The organism is Rufibacter soli (assembly GCF_054781795.1).
In genome coordinates this window covers 84,420-100,942 of the sequence record NZ_BAAGTS010000006.1, presented here as the reverse complement: position 1 = coordinate 100,942, position 16,523 = coordinate 84,420, and the positions used below count along the sequence as shown (strand labels likewise).

Sequence of the window (16,523 nt, the reverse complement as noted above, 5' to 3'; positions counted from 1 at the left end):
ACCCAGATGACTATGCAGTGGCATCATTTAACCAGTATAGAACAGCTTACCCAGATACAAGAAGAATCTAAGGAACAACCGGTGGTAATCTTTAAGCACAGCACGCACTGCTCTATTAGCGCCACGGCCAAAAGCCGGCTGGAGCGCCAGTGGGCAGACGCAGACCTGGGCCAGGTGAAACCCTATTACCTGGATTTGTTGGCCAACCGGCCCATCTCCAATGAGATTGCCCAGGTGTTTGACGTGCGCCATGAGTCCCCGCAGTTGCTGCTCATCAAAGACGGGCAGTGCCAGTACCATGGGTCGCATTTGAGCATTAACCTGCAGGAAGTAAAGAAGCGTTCTGTCTAGGATAGAAAACGGAAATCCCGTTTTAGGCCTTGTTTTCTGAAAACATGCCTAAAACGGGATTTTCCTATATCTAACAGACTGTTTATTACGTTCTATATCAGCGTTACGCGTACACAAACCTAAGCGTCTGGGCAATGTCTGGATGTAGGCTTAACGCCACAGGACAGGTACGGGCGGCGTTTTCCAGCAGGGCCTTTTCTTTCTCGGTAAACGTTCTGGCAGGCATCTGTGTCTCCAGGATGATTTCAGAGATGCGGCGTGGGTCGGCGGCCATTTTTTTGGTGATGGCCATCTGCATACCGGTAAGGTCAATGGCGTTTCGCTCGGCCACAATGCCCATAATGGTCATCATGCAGCTGCCCAATGCGCTGCAGACCAGGTCTGTAGGCGAGTAGGCCTCCCCCCGGCCGTTGTTATCAACAGGGGCGTCTGTGGTTACGGTATTTCCAGAGGCCACGTGGGTTCCCTGGGTTCTGAGCTGGCCAGAATATGTTAGCGTCATTGAACTCATTGTCTTACTTTTTAAGATTTGCAGGTGCCTGTAAAGTTACTTACTTTTAAACAAAACTTAGCCTTCTACCCTGTGCGCAGATTCCTACTTGTGCTGGTGCTGGTGAGCTTTCTTCCTGTAGGCCTGGCCATGGCCCAGACCGCAGAAGAAGAGGAAGGCTATTCCAGGGAATTCACCTACGGCCTCAACTTCAATTCCAATGGTGGCCTCTTGGGTGGGGCTATGATCAAACAGGTATACCACATGGGTGGCAAATGGTATCAGTTCTGGGCCCTGGAGGGCGTAGAGGTGAAACACCCCAAAGAGGTACGCTACCAGAACCCCTATACCGGGGGCACCTACATCAAAGGCAAAAGCAACTACCTGTTTGTGCTGCGGCCGCAGTACGGCCGGGAGTATACGTTCTTCCGGAAAGCCGCCGAGTCTGGCGTACAGGTAAACGGTGTGGTGGCCGCAGGCCCTTCCATTGGCATCCTGGCCCCTTACTTCATCCAGTATGACTACACGCCTTACGATGTGAACCGGCAGCCTATTGGCCCCTCAGACATCCGCACGGAGCAATATGACCCCAGAATCCATACCCAGCCAGACACGCACATTCTGGGCAGCTCTGGGGTATTCACCGGCTTAGCCGAACCCCATTTCAGGGTGGGCGCCAACGCCAAGGCGGGCGTAAGCTTTGAGTATGGGCGCTACATGGAGAGTGTGACCGGCATTGAGGTGGGCATGCTCTATGAGGCCTTCGCCGGTAACCTGGACATGATTCCGCAGGCCTCCAACAACAACACCTTTCTTTCTGTGTATCTGACCCTCTATTATGGTCGCCGCCGTTGAACGATCCCTCCTGTCCGGCTGTTTTTTGTCTATCCGCTCCTCACTTAGTACCTTTGCGACATGGATCAATTGATTGCGCTGCCGGTTATACAACCCGCTGAAGCTGAAACCCAAACTAAACCCCGTAAGCCAGACTGGCTGCGCGTAAAATTGCCGGTAGGCAAAGAATACGCCAAGGTTAGGCAACTGGTAGACACCTATAAACTACACACCATCTGCGAAAGCGGAAACTGCCCCAACATGGGCGAGTGCTGGGGAGCCGGTACGGCCACGTTCATGATCCTGGGCAACGTCTGCACCCGATCGTGCTCTTTCTGCGCCGTGGCCACGGGCCGCCCCAATGAATATGACCTGGACGAGCCCCGCCGCGTAGCGGAAGCCATTCAACTTATGGGCGTGAAGCACGCGGTGATCACCTCGGTGAACCGTGACGAACTCAAGGACCGTGGCGCTGCCGTTTGGCACGAGACCATTGCCCTTATCAAGCAGCTTTCCCCGGAGACCACCATTGAGACCCTTATCCCCGACGTGAAAGCCAACTGGGAAGCGCTGGAAACCATGATTTCGGCGGGCCAGGAAGTGGTGTCACACAACGTGGAAACGGTGAAAGAACTGTACCGCCAGGTGAGGCCCCAAGCCAAGTATGACCGCAGCATGGAGCAACTCAGACGCATCAAAGAATACGGCAAACGCACCAAAACCGGTATCATGCTGGGCCTGGGCGAAACCCCGGAACAGGTGTATCAAGCCATGGATGATTTAGTAGCCGTTGGCCTGGATATTCTCACGCTAGGCCAGTACCTGCAACCCACCAAGATGCACCTGGAAGTAGCCGAGTTCATTCACCCAGACCTGTTCGCGCATTACAAAGAGGAAGGCCTACGCCGCGGCCTCAAGTACGTGGAATCTGGCCCCTTGGTACGGTCTTCTTACCACGCTGAACGGCACGTGCACGTATAGGCTTAATCACTATTCAACTGTAAGGCCATTGAAAAGTCCCGCTGGTGTCGGGACTTTTCAATGGCCTCTTTTTTTGGACTATTTTTATCGTACTTGTACTATCTTCCCATTTACCACGCTTCCCTTACCATATAAGATTCTTGCACAAAAATAATAAAGTGACAACCAGCCCTTCAGGGATACTTTGACACCGACCAACCAATAATAAATCAGGTTACTGCCGCAATTACACCTACCTTGCAAGGCTGTGCAATGATCCACTCGCTTGCATTGTAATCCTTCCTGCTAAAAATTCCCTAAGTACGCTTCACCATTTCCCACCTCAAGAAAGGCCTCCGGCGCTCTCCTTCTCCACCGTTTTTGCATATTTCTAACAAGGCAAAACCTTTCCCAGAAAGACAGGTACACGCACAGGATTCATTCATTTATAGGAATATCTGAGATCACCATCAAAACAACCTCCTTTTTCACATCACATGAATAAACTTTTACTCGTGATAGCAGCTTTGTTTGCTATTTCATCCATTACCCATGCGCAGACGTTAACCGCCCCTTCTTTAGGAATGGCCGGCGAGTTTGCAGTACTGGGAAGTAACGCGGTCAACAGCACCGGCAGCAGCATTATCTACGGAGACTTAGGCACATCGCCAGGCCTTTTAGTAACCGGTTTCCCTACTGGTGTAGTGCTGGGGGATACTGAGCGCGGCACCGTGGCAGCTGCCACCGCCAAAGCCGACGTTGTGCGGGTTTACAATGAGTTAAACAAATTCACCCCCACCCAGAACCTTACCGGCCAGACCTTGGGTGCAGGCTTTACCCCTGGTGAGGCCGCCGTACGCGGCACTACCCTTACCAGAGGCGTGTACCGTTTTGACGGCAATGCCCGCATTAGCGGCCGCCTGAAGTTTGACGGGCAGAGCAACCCCGGCTCCGTTTTTATCATTCAGGTGAACGGGGATCTGGTAATAGATGCGGGCTCCGCCATCAACGTGATCAATGCCAACCCCAACAATATTTTCTTTAGGGTAACGGGCAGCGTGACCGTGGGCACAGGCGGCCTAATTGAAGCACCTTCTACTTTAAGCGGCAATATCATCGCCCAGAACAACGCCATGTTGAGCCTATGCTCCACTCTGGTAGGCCGTGTGCTTTCCACCACAGGTGATATCACTCTCAACAACAACAATATCTCCTTACCTGAGCCTATCGGATCAGGTTCTGGCGGTGGCGGTGGCGGCGGAACAGGCACAGCCAACCTCAGCATTACCAAAACCGCCAACGGCAGCACCTTCACCATTGGCGACAATGTCATCTATACAATAAGGGTAACCAATTCTGGGGCTTCTGATGCCACCAACGTAACCGTAGAAGACAAGCTCCCGGCAGGTCTGACCTTTGTTCCACCGGCAGACGCGGATCGTGGCACTTATGACGCCAACACTGGCATCTGGACCATTGGTACCTTACCAGCCAACCAAACCGCCACTTTACGCATTACCGCTAAAACCACCGCTATAGGAGAGATTACCAACATTGCTGTGATTGGCAACGGTGGAGGCACAGACCAGGCTACCATCTGCGTGCGCCCGGCCCGGCCAAACGTGGTAGGCGCCCAGGAAGTATGTACCGGCGGCACTGTTACCTACACGGTAAGCAATGTGTCAGCGGGGGTTACCAATCTGGCCATAGTAGTGCCGGTGAACAGCGGGCTAACTATTGAGTCACAGACGCTTTCCGGCTTTACCATTAAGGCAGGTTCTACCACGGCCCCGGGCACCTATGCCCTAACCGTAGTAGCGGTCACCACCGGAAACTGCCAGAACAGCCAGGTCTTCCCGGTAGAACTGATTGTGAGGGCAGCCCCGGCCACCCCGGTGATTACCGCCCCCACCACCGCGCTCTGCGCCGGAACAACCTACCAATACAGCATAGCGCAACCACAGGCAGGCGTTACCTACACCTGGACCGTGACCGGAACCGGTTGGGAAAGAATCAGTGCCGCCACTGGTACCTCTGTACAGGTGAAAGCAGGCACCGGCCCAGGAAAAGTAACGGTGGTAGCCTCTAACCCTTGCGGAACTGCTACAACCTCTACTCCAGACGTGACTCCGGGTACGGCTCCAGCCACCCCAACCATAATAGACAACAGCGGCCCATGCACCGGCTTAACCTACAGCATCAGTAACCCGATTGCCGGCCTTACCTATACCTGGACGGCCCCGGCCGGCTTCACCTTCACAGACAACAGCACTACCATGAACGGCACGTCTGTGACCCTAAAGGCAACCAACGCCAACGCGGTGGGCACCTTGACGGTGACCGCCAGCAACGCCACCGGCTCTACCTGCCCAAGCGCCGCCGCCTCTGTAGAGGTAAGAGCCGCAGATGCCGGTAGTGAGATTGTGATCCCTACCGTGTTCAGCCCGAACGGTGACGGCATCAATGACAGCTTTGTCATCCGGAACCTGCTCAACTACCAAGATAATGACCTGACCATCTATAACCGTTGGGGCAACGAGATCTACAAGACCAAGAATTATAAGAACAACTGGATGGCCACCGGCCTAGAGGAAGCCACCTACTTCTACGTGTTGCGCGTGAGAGGATGTGATGGCAAAGACCAGGTATTCAGAGGCCCGGTGCAGGTAGTACGCTAAGCGCAGGGCATTTCCCAAAACATTAATTTCCAGTAGAAATGAAACGAATTATCATAGTAATGCTCACCCTGCTGGCCTCTACGGCCAGCAGTTGGGCACAGCACCGGTCACAGTTCTCGCAGTACATCTTCAACCAACTGGTAATCAATCCGGCCTATGCGGGCAGCAAGGAAACGCTTACCTTAAACGCCTTCCACCGCACGCAGTGGACCGGCCTCAAAGGCGCGCCCAACACCCAGACCTTCAGCATTGACGGGCTCACCAAGAATGAGCGAATTGGCTTGGGCTTCCATGCTACCCGTGATGAGATCTTTGCTCAGAACCGCAAGAACATTGAGGTAGATGCCGCCGTGAAATTACCGGTAAGCGGGACCGGTGTTCTTTCCATCGGTCTGGCCGCAGGGGTATCGCATTTCGCCGTGGATGGCTCCAAGCTGTTTACCGGTAATGACCAGGAAGACCCGGCCGTGATAGCCGCCCAGAAGGAAACCACCTGGAGCCCCAGCTTAAAGGCCGGTATCTTCTACCACACAGAGCGTTTCTACGCGGGCGTGTCCGTGACCGACTTATTGGGCATTGACAAAGACATCAATTATGACCCCGAGCGCCATTACTTCTTGAACATTGGTTACGTGGCAGACATCAGCCACAACATCAAGGTGAAACCCAGCATCATGCTCAAGGAGAATTTTGACGGCCCTACCAACGTAGACTTCAACGCTTTCTTTCTGTTTGGGGAGCGCATCTGGCTGGGGGCAAGCTACCGCACGGCCATGAACATTTTCAAGAATGACTTTGAGGCCAAGGGCCTGAGCTCCAAAGACGCCCTGGTGGCCATGGCCGAGTTGTTTGTGACCAAGCGCCTGCGCCTTGGCTATGCCTATGACTTTACGCTGCACGGTAACCTGAATGATTTGAGCACCCATGAAATATCCGTTGGCTATAGCTTCCTGAAAAAGGAACCTACCAAAATGGTTACCCCGCGGTATTTCTAATTTTAACAAGACGCACCTTATGTCTACTATATACAAATCACTTTTACTTACATTTCTTGCCGGTAGCCTTGCCTTAAGCGGCTGCCAGACCACGCGCAAAGCGGACCGACTCTATGAGAACTACGATTACTCGCTGGCCATAGAAGAATACCAGGAGGTTTTCTCTGAGAAGGCCCCAGACCTGAAAGGCTCCCAGCGCCTGGCAGACGCCTACCGCCTGACCGGCCGCACCAAAGAAGCCGAAGAGTGGTACGCCAAAGTGGTGGCCATGACCGAGGCAGACCCGATCAACCTGTATTACTACGCTGAGGCCCTGCGCAGCAACGGCAAGTACTTTGAGGCCAAGACCCAGTACCAGAACTATGCCATGAAAGTGCCCGCCGAAGCCGCCAAAGCCAACGCGAAAGCCCAGGCCTCTGACGCCGCCCTCAAACTGCTGGAAGAACCCGCCTCTGCCATAGTGGTGAATGAAACCGCCATCAACTCAGGAAATGCTGATTTCAGCCCTACCGTCTATGACCAGGGCATCCTGTTCACCTCAGACCGGGGTGGCAACGTGAGCAGCGACAAAGACATTGACGCCGGCACTTACGGCTGGACCGGCCGCCCCTACCTGCAGATGTTCTACGCCCAGCGCAACGCAGATAGTACCTGGCAGATGCCGGTGATTGCCGGTTCTACGCTTAACTCTATCTACCATGACGGCCCCGCCGTTCTAGACACCGCCAACACCACCATGTATTTCACCCGCACCCACATGGTGGAGAAAAAGCAGAAAGACGTGAACGTAGACCCTACCAGCTGGGTGAAGAAACCGCTTTCCAGTGACTACGTGAACTGCCTGGAGATTTTCTCGGCGCGCCGCGATGGTTCTTCCTGGTCAGACGTGAAGCCCTTTGCCTATAACAAGGTGGAGGAATACAGCGTGGGCCACCCGGCCCTTTCCCCAGACGGACAGGTGCTGTACTTTGTCTCAGACAAACCAGGCGGCCTGGGCGAAACCGATATCTACTATGCCGAACTGCAGCCCGACGGCTCCTGGGGCCAACCCATGAATGCGGGCAACACGGTGAATACCGTAGGCAAGGAGATGTTCCCGGGCTTTGACCAGAACGGCAACCTGTATTTCTCTTCAGACACGCACCCCGGCTTTGGCGGCCTGGATGTGTTCAAGACCAGAGGCAGCCGTGCCACCTGGAGCAAGCCAGAGAACCTGTTTGCACCGGTCAATTCACCAAAAGATGACTTTGGAATGGTGTTCATGCGTGGCGCTACCAATGCCCAGTCCGGTTACCTTTCCTCTAACCGCGACAGCAACAACGGCACCGATGACATCTACTCGTTTAAACTCCTAAGTAACGCCGTCCTGTTTGTAACCACGTTAGAGCGGGTACAAGTGAAAGGCAAACGCAGCATCAACCAGCCCCTCACAGATGTACGCCTGAAACTGACCCCGCAAAACACCAAGGACTCTACCGTGGCGTTCTCAGACCGCAACGGCGAATACAAGTTTGGGGTGATGAAAGGCACCACTTATGACCTGATAGGTGACAAATACGGCTTCCTGACGCAGTCTGCCCTGGTAAAGATTGACACCGTAAAACTAGCCGATACCACCCGCGTGACGCTCATCTTTGACAAGAGCCAGAAAAACCAGGCCATCGCCATGGACAACATCTACTATGACCTTGACAAATGGGACATCAGGCCAGACGCCGCCAAGGAGCTGGACAAGCTGGTACGCATGCTTAAAGACAACCCCAGCATCAAAATCGAGCTAGGCTCCCACACAGACAGCCGCGAAGGCTTTGGCTACAACCAGGTGCTTTCTGAGCGCCGCGCCCAATCTGCCGTAGAATACCTGGTCACCCAAGGCATCTCCCGTAACCGCCTCACCTGGAAAGGCTACGGGGAGACCGTCCTAATCAACGGCTGCGCCGATGGCGTAGAATGTACCGAAGACCAGCACCAACAGAACAGAAGAACCGAATTCAAGATCAAGTAACCTCACCTATATCTAAAACAGAAACGCCACCTTAAAGGTGGCGTTTCTGTTTTAAGGCCGTTTTCTGAAAAACGTGCTTAGAACGTTACCGGCGGGCCGTGGCTCTCTCCCCGGTCTGGGGCGGGAACTTAGCCAAAATGCTGGACACAATCTTCTGCACCCTTTCATCATTCAGAGACCGCTCATTAGCCGAGGTAGCACTGGTGCCCCGCCAGATCAGTTCATTGGTCTTGGCGTCTACCACGTCCAGAATAAGCGTTCCTTCCTGGTAGTCCTGCACGGTAGTGGTGTTATACAAGCGATTGTACGTGTAAGCGTAGCGGTAACCGTACCAGTAGCCATACCCAATAGAGGGCACACTGATAAAATCTGGCCGCAGGCGCTGCTGGTTCTCAATGGTAAAGTCATAGGCCAGCAACATGTCTGGCTTCTCTTTGCCAGTGGCCTTAGTGAACCCGCGCCGCTGCATCTCAGCTTCTACCGCGTTTTTCACGCGCTTGTCTAAAAACGTGGTGTATCTGCGGTTGGCAGAATCTTTGGCCACCGGCTGGTCCTGGTACCAACGCCAGGTTTTGTACGCCTGAAAATCAGTGGCTTTGTCAAAGTCGGTGGCTACGTTATAGGAAGAGGCACAACTGGTAAAACCAATCACCAACAGCCCCATCATCACGCTCATCACCCCCTTCTTCCATCTGTTGATTGCTTTCATGGATTTATACAGTTAGTAAGTAAGACGAAAATCAAGATCATCCCCACATTTCCAGCCTGCCACCCCTTGTATGCACAAAGAGCCCGACGACTCAGAGAACAGGACATGTCTTTCGTACTATTTTAACACAAAAATTATGCCTGTAATTCCAGTATCCTCATGGTTCTTTGCCATAGCCCTGCATTTGCGTTTTGAGGCCGTTTTTGAAAAACAGGCCCAAAACAAAAGCGCCTGCGGATGGTCCGCAGGCGCTTTATCAAAGTAAGGTAAGCTATAGGTTAAACGGCTTTCATTTCCTCGCCTTGCTCATTGTAGGCCTCAATGGGCGCACAGCTGCAAATCAGGTTACGGTCGCCGTAGGCGCTGTCTATGCGGCTCACGGTTGGCCAGAACTTGGCGGTACGGGTATTCTGGTTAGGATACACGGCACGCTCACGGGTGTAAGGCAACGTCCAGTCCTCAATCAAAACCACGTGGGCCGGGTGCGGCGCATTTTTGAGCAGGTTATTTTTCTGATCAGCTTTGCCTTCCTCTATCTCTCTGATCTCTTCTCTGATAGAGATCATGGCTTCAATGAAACGGTCCAGCTCTTCTTTACTCTCACTCTCGGTGGGCTCTACCATCAAAGTACCCGCCACCGGGAATGATACCGTAGGCGCATGGAAACCATAGTCCATCAAACGCTTGGCGATGTCTTCTACCTCTACACCGGCCTTTTTGAAGGAACGGCAGTCTAAGATCATCTCGTGGGCGCAGCGGCCTTTGGAACCAACGTACAACACAGGGTAATGGGCCTCCAGACGCGCCTTGATATAGTTGGCGTTCAGGATCGCCATTTTGGTGGCCTCCGTTAAGCCTTCGCCACCCATCATGGCAATGTAGGCATAGGAGATAGGCAGAATGCTGGCGCTTCCCCATGGGGCCGCCGACACCGCGTGAATAGCCTCTGGTCTGCCCAGGTCTACCACGGCATGGCCTGGCAAATAAGGAGCCAAGTCGGCTACTACCCCAATAGGGCCAACGCCTGGTCCACCACCACCGTGCGGAATACAGAAAGTTTTGTGCAGGTTCAGGTGACACACATCGGCGCCGATGTTAGCCGGGGAGGTCAGGCCTACCTGGGCGTTCATGTTGGCACCGTCCATGTACACGCGGCCACCGTTCTGGTGAATGATCTCGCAGATCTCTATGATGCTTTCCTCGTACACGCCGTGCGTAGACGGATAGGTCACCATTAAGCAGGAAAGATCGTTTTTATGCTCTTCGGCTTTGGCTCTAAGATCAGCTACGTCAATGTTGCCACGCTCATCGCACTTCACAATCACCACTTTCATGCCGGCCATTACCGCAGAGGCAGGGTTGGTGCCGTGCGCCGAAGACGGGATCAAGGAAATAGTGCGGTGATGGTCGCCGCGGGCTTCATGGTAGGCTCTGATTACCATTAGACCAGCATACTCGCCCTGGGCACCGGAGTTTGGCTGCAAGCTCATGGCCGCAAAACCGGTTACCTCACACAACCACGCCTCCAGGTCGTTGAAGATCTGGGTGTAGCCTTTGGTCTGGTCTGCCGGGGCAAACGGGTGCAACTGCCCAATCTCTGGCCAGGTCACCGGAATCATCTCGGCGGTGGCGTTCAGTTTCATGGTGCAGGAACCCAACGGAATCATGCCGTGCGTCAAAGAAAAATCTTTGTTCTCCAGATACTTCATGTAGCGCAGGATCTCGCTCTCAGAATGGTATTTGTTGAACACCTCGTGCTGCAGATACTCTGAGGTCCGGATCAGGCTTTCTGGCCAGGTAATCTCCGTCTCCTCCGGAATGGCGTCCAGATCAAGAGTAGAATCCTGTTTTCCGGCTACTTTCGCAAAAACGGCCAGGATGTCTTTCACCTCGTCCAGGTCGGTGTTCTGGTGCAGGGAGATACCAATTTTGTTCTCGCCGTAATACCGGAAGTTCATCTGGGCAGCCTCGGCCTCAGTGCGGATGGCCTGCTGCAACTCGGCGCTTTCTGCCTGCAGTTGCAGGGTGTCAAAGTAGTTTTCGTTCAACTGGTCGAAGCCCAGGTTTTTGAGCTCTTTTGCCAGGATCTGGGTCAGGCTATGGATGTTGAGGCCAATGTACTTCAGGCGGCGTGGGCCATGATACACCGCGTACATACCAGCCATGACGGCCAGCAATACCTGTGCGGTACAAATGTTAGAGGTAGCTTTTTCTCTTCTAATGTGCTGCTCACGGGTTTGCAGGGCCATACGGTAGGCTTTCTGCCCAAACGCGTCCTGTGACAAACCAATGATACGGCCCGGGATAGAGCGCTTGTACTCGTCTTTGGTGGCAAAATAGCCGGCGTGCGGTCCGCCGTAGCCCATCGGGATCCCGAAGCGCTGCGAAGAACCTACCACTACATCGGCTCCCATTTCACCTGGGGATTTCAAGAGCGTTAAGCTCAACAGGTCAGCAGCTACGGCTACCAGCAGGTTTTGCGCGTGGGCCTCAGAAATGAAATCAGTGTAGTCAAATACTTCGCCATCGGCGGCAGGGTACTGTACCAGGGCACCAAACAGAGTCTCATCCTGTAGGTTAGCCTCGCGGTGATCACCAACCACCAGTTCAATGCCCAGCGGCGTGGCGCGGGTGATTAATACGTCAATGGTTTGCGGCAGTACCTGGTCAGAGACAAAGTAGCGGTTAGCGTTTTTGCGGTTGCCTTTGCGCAGGGCGTGCTGCAGGTTCATGGCTTCGGCGGCAGCCGTAGCTTCATCCAGCAGAGAGGCGTTGGCAATGGCCATACCGGTCAGGTCCATGATCACGGTTTGGTAATTGATCAAAGCCTCTAAACGGCCTTGGGCAATCTCTGCCTGGTACGGCGTGTAGGCGGTGTACCAACCCGGGTTCTCCAGAATGTTGCGCTGGATTACGGGCGGCAGAATGGTGTCATGGTAGCCCAGGCCAATGTATGATTTGTAGAGTTTATTCTGCTTGGCAATCTGGGCAAACTTGCGCAGGAAGTCACGCTCTGTGAGCGGGGCCGGCAGGTTCAACGGTTTTTTCAGTCTAATGGCGGGGGGCACGGTCTCGTCAATGAGTTGATCCAGGGACGAGGCGCCAATGGTTTGCAGCATTTCCTGTACCTGGTCTTTCACAGGGCCGTTATGGCGCTCTTTAAAGATATCGGCAGGCTTGGTTTTGAATATCATTTGTGGCTGTAAGTTAGGTAGAAATGAGGCTGTTTTGTTGGGTAACAAACGTTTGGCCCATTTGATTTAACAAAAGTACAGGTTAAAATTCACTTATTACAGCCATAGCCCTTAAATTGCGCAAGGCACTGCGCCCTGGCGTTTTAGGCCTGTTTTTAGAAAAGTAGCCTTAAAACGCTACGCTCGGCTTCTTTTAAGTTTCCCATGAAAAGAGTAAAGATTGGCGTACTGCGCGAAGGCAAAATTCCGGTAGACAAGCGGGTGCCCTTCACGCCCAAGAAATGCCTGGAGGTGCTGCAGACCTTCCCGCAGGCGCAACTGGTGGTGCAACCCAGCCCCGTGCGCTGCTTCAGTGACCAGGAATACACAGACTTGGGCATTCCGTTGAAAGAAGACCTGAGTACCTGTGACGTGCTTTTTGGCGTAAAGGAAGTGCCCATTCAACAGCTCATCCCCAACAAGACCTACTTCTTTTTCTCCCACACCATCAAAAAGCAGCCGCACAACCAAAAGCTGTTGCAGGCCATTCTGGAAAAGAAAATCACGCTCATAGATTATGAGACCATCACCAATAAAGAAGGCGAGCGGGAAGTGGCCTTCGGCCGATGGGCCGGCATTGTGGGGGCCTATAACGGGCTGCTGACCTACGGCCGCAAATGGAACCTCTTTCACCTCAAGCCCGCCCATGAGTGCCTGGACATGGAAGACATGCTGGAGGAGTTTTTCAAGGTTAAGAACTTGCCCAGCATCAAGATTGCCGTGACCGGCGGCGGCCGGGTGGCGCAGGGGGCGCTGGAGGTGCTGGAAAGAATGGGGATAAAGCGGGTACCCGTGTTTGACTACCTGTACAAAGAATTCACAGAGCCCGTGTTCACGCAGTTGCGGTCCTCAGATTACCACGCCCGGCCCGATGTGGCCGTCTGGGACTCTAAAGACTTTTACCAGAACCCGCACCTCTACCAGTCTACTTTCTCCAAGTTTTCTCAGGTCACAGATCTGCTCATGGCCTGCGCCTACTGGAACCCAGCCGCCCCGCTGCTGTTCACTAGAGAGGAAATGCGCCAGCCCGATTTCAAGATCAACACTATTGCTGATATTACCTGCGACGTGGACGGCTCCATACCCTGCACCCAACGCGTATCTACCATTGCCGACCCCGCCTATGATTACAACCCTGTCACCGAAGAACTGGAACCGGCCTACAGCGCAGAGAAGAACATCACCATCATGGCCGTAGATAACCTGCCCTGTGAACTACCCCGCAATGCGTCACGTGATTTTAGCCGGCAGTTGCTGGACAGAGTGCTGCCCCACCTGTTCAACGGGGACAAGGAAGGAGTATTAAGCAATGCCACCATTGCCAAAAACGGGCACCTCTGCCCTAAATACCAATATCTGGAAGACTATGCTTTCCCGAAGGAGATTTGAGAAAGTAAAAGAAGGGAATTTCTGAAGGGCTTTACCTCAAGAAGAGCGGTGTATTACCGTTCTGGCCCTTAAGGTTTCTGCAGAACCTTTTAGGCAAAAGGCATTATTGTGCGTTCCTCTACCACTTTCACCGTAGGGGCTCGGTGGCCTTTGCTTAACCACTCCATGGCAGAGGCCACGTCACCAAAATACTGGAACTTGAAATTGATGGCCGGCCCGGCGCAGTACACCAGGTCTATCATGTCTAACTGCCCCATTTGGCTGGGAGACTCCAGGCACGCAATGCGACGCAGGGAAGTGGTAGACAGAAGCGGCAAAATCTCATGCATAAGCCATTCCTGGTCCTGCTGCTGAATGCTTTTCAGTTTAGTGAGGTCATAGATACACCCGCATAGTTCCCGTACCTGAATATGCTCCAGCGCGGTAACTACTGTCTGCCTGAAGATGTAGCTTGGTACAAGTCCACTCCACTCCACATGTATCACCTGCAGGCTGGTGTCTACATATATATTTGCGTAAGGCAAGGTTTGACAAGCGATTCTCACAAGCAGGTTCTATCAAAGAATTATCATACAAGGGAGACAAATATAACAACTTATTAATAATTAATATAACTATGCTAAAAATAAATTTAATAAATCCTTACTGATCAAGCTAAAAGAAAGCCCTTCTGGCAGAGAGAACTCCACCAGAAGGGCTTTACTGGAAACGGTAGCAGTGCTTACTGTTTCTCTACTTTATCGGCTACGCCATCTTTTACTGGCTCTTCTTTCACGGTGACTGTGTCTGTAGGAGTAAAGGCTGAATCAGCTTCTGCCTCTACCTCATCAACCGCAGATTCTGTGGTGTTTTCTACATTCTGAGCAGTTTTTGACTCGCAGGAAGCAAGCCCGAAAGTGAATGCCAAGGCAGCTGCGGCCATAACGCTGGTTACTTTTTTCATAGTGCTTATAAGTTGGTTTTAGTTGGGAGATGTATACGGCAAAAAAAAAGCGATGGCCGTAAATTTAATAGTTTCACGCCCCGCAGTTTTCCTTAACCGCTTTTTAATCATTGGTGAATATAGAAAACGGATAACCTTTCTCCAAATCTGTCTTGGAATACCACCAATGCCTGAAACCTTCCCCAAAGCCACGCTACTTATTTGCCGCTAGGTCTTTTGGCACTTGGTTGCATGCCACCCAAAGCCAAGGAAAAACACGGCAGGCAGTAGCGCCCGCCAGCGAAGGCATTAAGCGGCCCTGAGCTGTTCCTGGCGGTACACGCCATCCAATTTTTGCTTGCCTATGCGCAGGGCAAAGAAAGGGGCGTCTTCGGGCACGCTCCAATAGATATCGGTAATCTCAGCCACGGTACCGTTGGGCTGATTGGCGGGCCTAACCCATTCGCCAAAGGTGAAGGGCAGCCAGTCAATGGGCACGAAATGGTCTGGCCGCACCTTGAACTCCTCATCTGCGTAGCGCAGCAGAAACCAGCCATTTAGCTCGCTCACTTTCTCAAATACTTTGTTGTGCGGCTCCAGCAGCTCAAACTCGCGGCGGTTGGCCGGGTGAATGCTGGAATAGCCATACCCCGGAAACCAGGAATATAGCCCAAACTCAAGACTCTTCTTAGGCATAAAAAGGAAAAGCGAAACGGTGGCGCTAGAGCAGCCTTTACAAATGGATATTCAGTTCCTGGGCGGTGTCCTGCACCACTTCCCGTGCATATTTCTTACTGATGAGCAACTCGCCGGTTTGGCTGTAGTGGGTAATGGTGCTCTGGTCTAAAAGAATAGGCGTGGTATGGGCGCCATACTTTTCTATCAGGGCGCGTTGCACGGTGCATAGTAGCTCGCGGCGGGCTTCGGTCTCTGGGGTCTTGAGCCGGGGCGGGTACGGGTTGGGGGGCAGCCGATTGGGGATCTTGCGTTTCTGGGCTTCCTTTAAGGCACCGGCCATAATACGCTGGATCTGTTCTTCAAAGCGGTCTTGCTGCAGGCGTCCATGAATGCCCCTGGTGTGGTGGAGCCAGGCATTGATGTCTTGCTCTGGGTTACTGAGCAACTCCATTAGCGCATGGGTATTAATAATCTGCCCGGCGGGTAGGTTCCATTTCTGGGCCAGCTGGTCCCTGAAATCATAAATGGGCTTAAGGATGAACTGCTGCAGAAAGGTGAGCCGCTGCGGGAACTTGATCTTGAGGTGCGGGTCTTCCAGCTCCACATAGGTGATAGCCTCCAGCAACTGGTCTTCCTCCTCCAGCCAGTGAATACGGCCCAGGGCTTTGATTTTGGCTACCATGGCGTTTTTGAGCCGGTGCAGATACAATACGTCCTGGGCGGCGTACTCCAGCTGGCGCTGGGTAAGGGGCCGTTGGTTCCAATTGCTCATCTGCTGCGATTTGTCCAGTTGTAAGCCCAGCTCCTCTTCCAGCAGGGTGCCCAGGGCGGCCTTAGAATGGTTGAGTACCTTGGCCGCCACGGCAGTGTCTACCATGGTACGCACTTGGCAGCCCAGCATGCTCAGGAGCATAAGGTCATTATTGGCGTGGTGGAAAATCTTGACAATACCCGGGTTCTCCAGCACGTCCCACAGGGGCTGCAGGTCATCCAGGGGAAAAGGATCAATGATAAAGCAGGCGTCTGCGTCTGAAATCTGGATCAGGCAGAGCGTGAAGCCATAGGTATAGTGGTGTTGGTCAAATTCAAGGTCAAGGGCAAGTTCCGGCCGCTGGCTTAAGTGAGCCGCCGCGGCCTGCAAGGCCTCATTGGTTTGCACCAGGTAAACAGGGGTTCCCTCCAGAAAAAATGCAGGTTCCTTCATAAGTTTCAAATGTACCCAAAAAACAGAATAATCCCTTGACGGGGAAAATTACTCCGGCGTTGCCGTTTTGGGCCT

14 protein-coding genes are annotated in these 16,523 nt (G+C 53.1%); 7 read left to right on the top strand and 7 right to left on the bottom strand.

What is annotated here, in order from left to right:
* Window positions 1-12 precede the first annotated feature (12 nt).
* A complete protein-coding gene (gene ytxJ / locus ACYVJQ_RS19045) occupies window positions 13-351 on the top strand; it encodes a bacillithiol system redox-active protein YtxJ (RefSeq protein ID WP_460894708.1) in 339 nt (112 codons plus the stop codon).
* Between the two features lie 103 nt (window positions 352-454).
* Here ytxJ and ACYVJQ_RS19040 read toward each other — a convergent pair whose 3' ends face one another.
* A complete protein-coding gene (locus tag ACYVJQ_RS19040) occupies window positions 455-862 on the bottom strand; it encodes an OsmC family protein (RefSeq protein ID WP_460894707.1) in 408 nt (135 codons plus the stop codon).
* A gap of 72 nt (window positions 863-934) precedes the next feature.
* Here ACYVJQ_RS19040 and ACYVJQ_RS19035 point away from each other — a divergent pair, with 72 nt between their 5' ends.
* The 5 genes from ACYVJQ_RS19035 to ACYVJQ_RS19015 all read left to right on the top strand — a co-directional run bounded on the left by ACYVJQ_RS19035 (window position 935) and on the right by ACYVJQ_RS19015 (window position 8,313).
* On the top strand, window positions 935-1,696 hold the full coding sequence (locus ACYVJQ_RS19035) for a hypothetical protein (protein WP_460894706.1): 762 nt from the start codon (window positions 935-937) through the stop codon (window positions 1,694-1,696).
* A gap of 69 nt (window positions 1,697-1,765) precedes the next feature.
* Window positions 1,766-2,656: a lipoyl synthase gene (gene lipA / locus ACYVJQ_RS19030; protein WP_460894835.1), complete on the top strand. Its 891-nt coding sequence runs from the start codon at window positions 1,766-1,768 to the stop codon at window positions 2,654-2,656.
* A 476-nt stretch (window positions 2,657-3,132) separates the two neighbouring features.
* Window positions 3,133-5,313: an ice-binding family protein gene (locus tag ACYVJQ_RS19025; protein ID WP_460894705.1), complete on the top strand. Its 2,181-nt coding sequence runs from the start codon at window positions 3,133-3,135 to the stop codon at window positions 5,311-5,313.
* A 38-nt stretch (window positions 5,314-5,351) separates the two neighbouring features.
* A complete protein-coding gene (locus tag ACYVJQ_RS19020; protein ID WP_460894704.1) occupies window positions 5,352-6,308 on the top strand; it encodes a PorP/SprF family type IX secretion system membrane protein in 957 nt (318 codons plus the stop codon).
* 19 nt (window positions 6,309-6,327) lie between these two features.
* The gene (locus tag ACYVJQ_RS19015) at window positions 6,328-8,313 is read left to right on the top strand and encodes an OmpA family protein (protein WP_460894703.1); all 1,986 of its coding nucleotides are present in this window, start codon (window positions 6,328-6,330) and stop codon (window positions 8,311-8,313) included.
* A gap of 85 nt (window positions 8,314-8,398) precedes the next feature.
* On the opposite strand, the gene ACYVJQ_RS19010 is transcribed toward ACYVJQ_RS19015, so the two are convergent.
* A complete protein-coding gene (locus ACYVJQ_RS19010) occupies window positions 8,399-9,022 on the bottom strand; it encodes a DUF4136 domain-containing protein (RefSeq protein WP_460894702.1) in 624 nt (207 codons plus the stop codon).
* 278 nt (window positions 9,023-9,300) lie between these two features.
* On the bottom strand, window positions 9,301-12,216 hold the full coding sequence (gene gcvP, locus ACYVJQ_RS19005) for an aminomethyl-transferring glycine dehydrogenase (RefSeq protein WP_460894701.1): 2,916 nt from the start codon (window positions 12,214-12,216) through the stop codon (window positions 9,301-9,303).
* Between the two features lie 204 nt (window positions 12,217-12,420).
* Here gcvP and ACYVJQ_RS19000 point away from each other — a divergent pair, with 204 nt between their 5' ends.
* The gene (locus ACYVJQ_RS19000; protein WP_460894700.1) at window positions 12,421-13,644 is read left to right on the top strand and encodes an NAD(P)-dependent oxidoreductase; all 1,224 of its coding nucleotides are present in this window, start codon (window positions 12,421-12,423) and stop codon (window positions 13,642-13,644) included.
* Window positions 13,645-13,733: 89 nt separating this feature from the next.
* Here ACYVJQ_RS19000 and ACYVJQ_RS18995 read toward each other — a convergent pair whose 3' ends face one another.
* The 4 genes from ACYVJQ_RS18995 to ACYVJQ_RS18980 all read right to left on the bottom strand — a co-directional run bounded on the left by ACYVJQ_RS18995 (window position 13,734) and on the right by ACYVJQ_RS18980 (window position 16,448).
* Window positions 13,734-14,168, bottom strand: a complete 435-nt coding sequence (locus ACYVJQ_RS18995) for a hypothetical protein (RefSeq protein WP_460894699.1) — start codon at window positions 14,166-14,168, stop codon at window positions 13,734-13,736.
* A 197-nt stretch (window positions 14,169-14,365) separates the two neighbouring features.
* Window positions 14,366-14,587 carry a hypothetical protein gene (locus tag ACYVJQ_RS18990; protein WP_460894698.1) on the bottom strand — a complete coding sequence of 74 codons (222 nt, stop codon included), beginning with the start codon at window positions 14,585-14,587 and terminating at the stop codon, window positions 14,366-14,368.
* A 288-nt stretch (window positions 14,588-14,875) separates the two neighbouring features.
* A complete protein-coding gene (locus ACYVJQ_RS18985; protein WP_460894697.1) occupies window positions 14,876-15,262 on the bottom strand; it encodes a DUF6960 family protein in 387 nt (128 codons plus the stop codon).
* A gap of 37 nt (window positions 15,263-15,299) precedes the next feature.
* On the bottom strand, window positions 15,300-16,448 hold the full coding sequence (locus ACYVJQ_RS18980; RefSeq protein ID WP_460894696.1) for a ribonuclease D: 1,149 nt from the start codon (window positions 16,446-16,448) through the stop codon (window positions 15,300-15,302).
* Window positions 16,449-16,523: the final 75 nt, after the last annotated feature.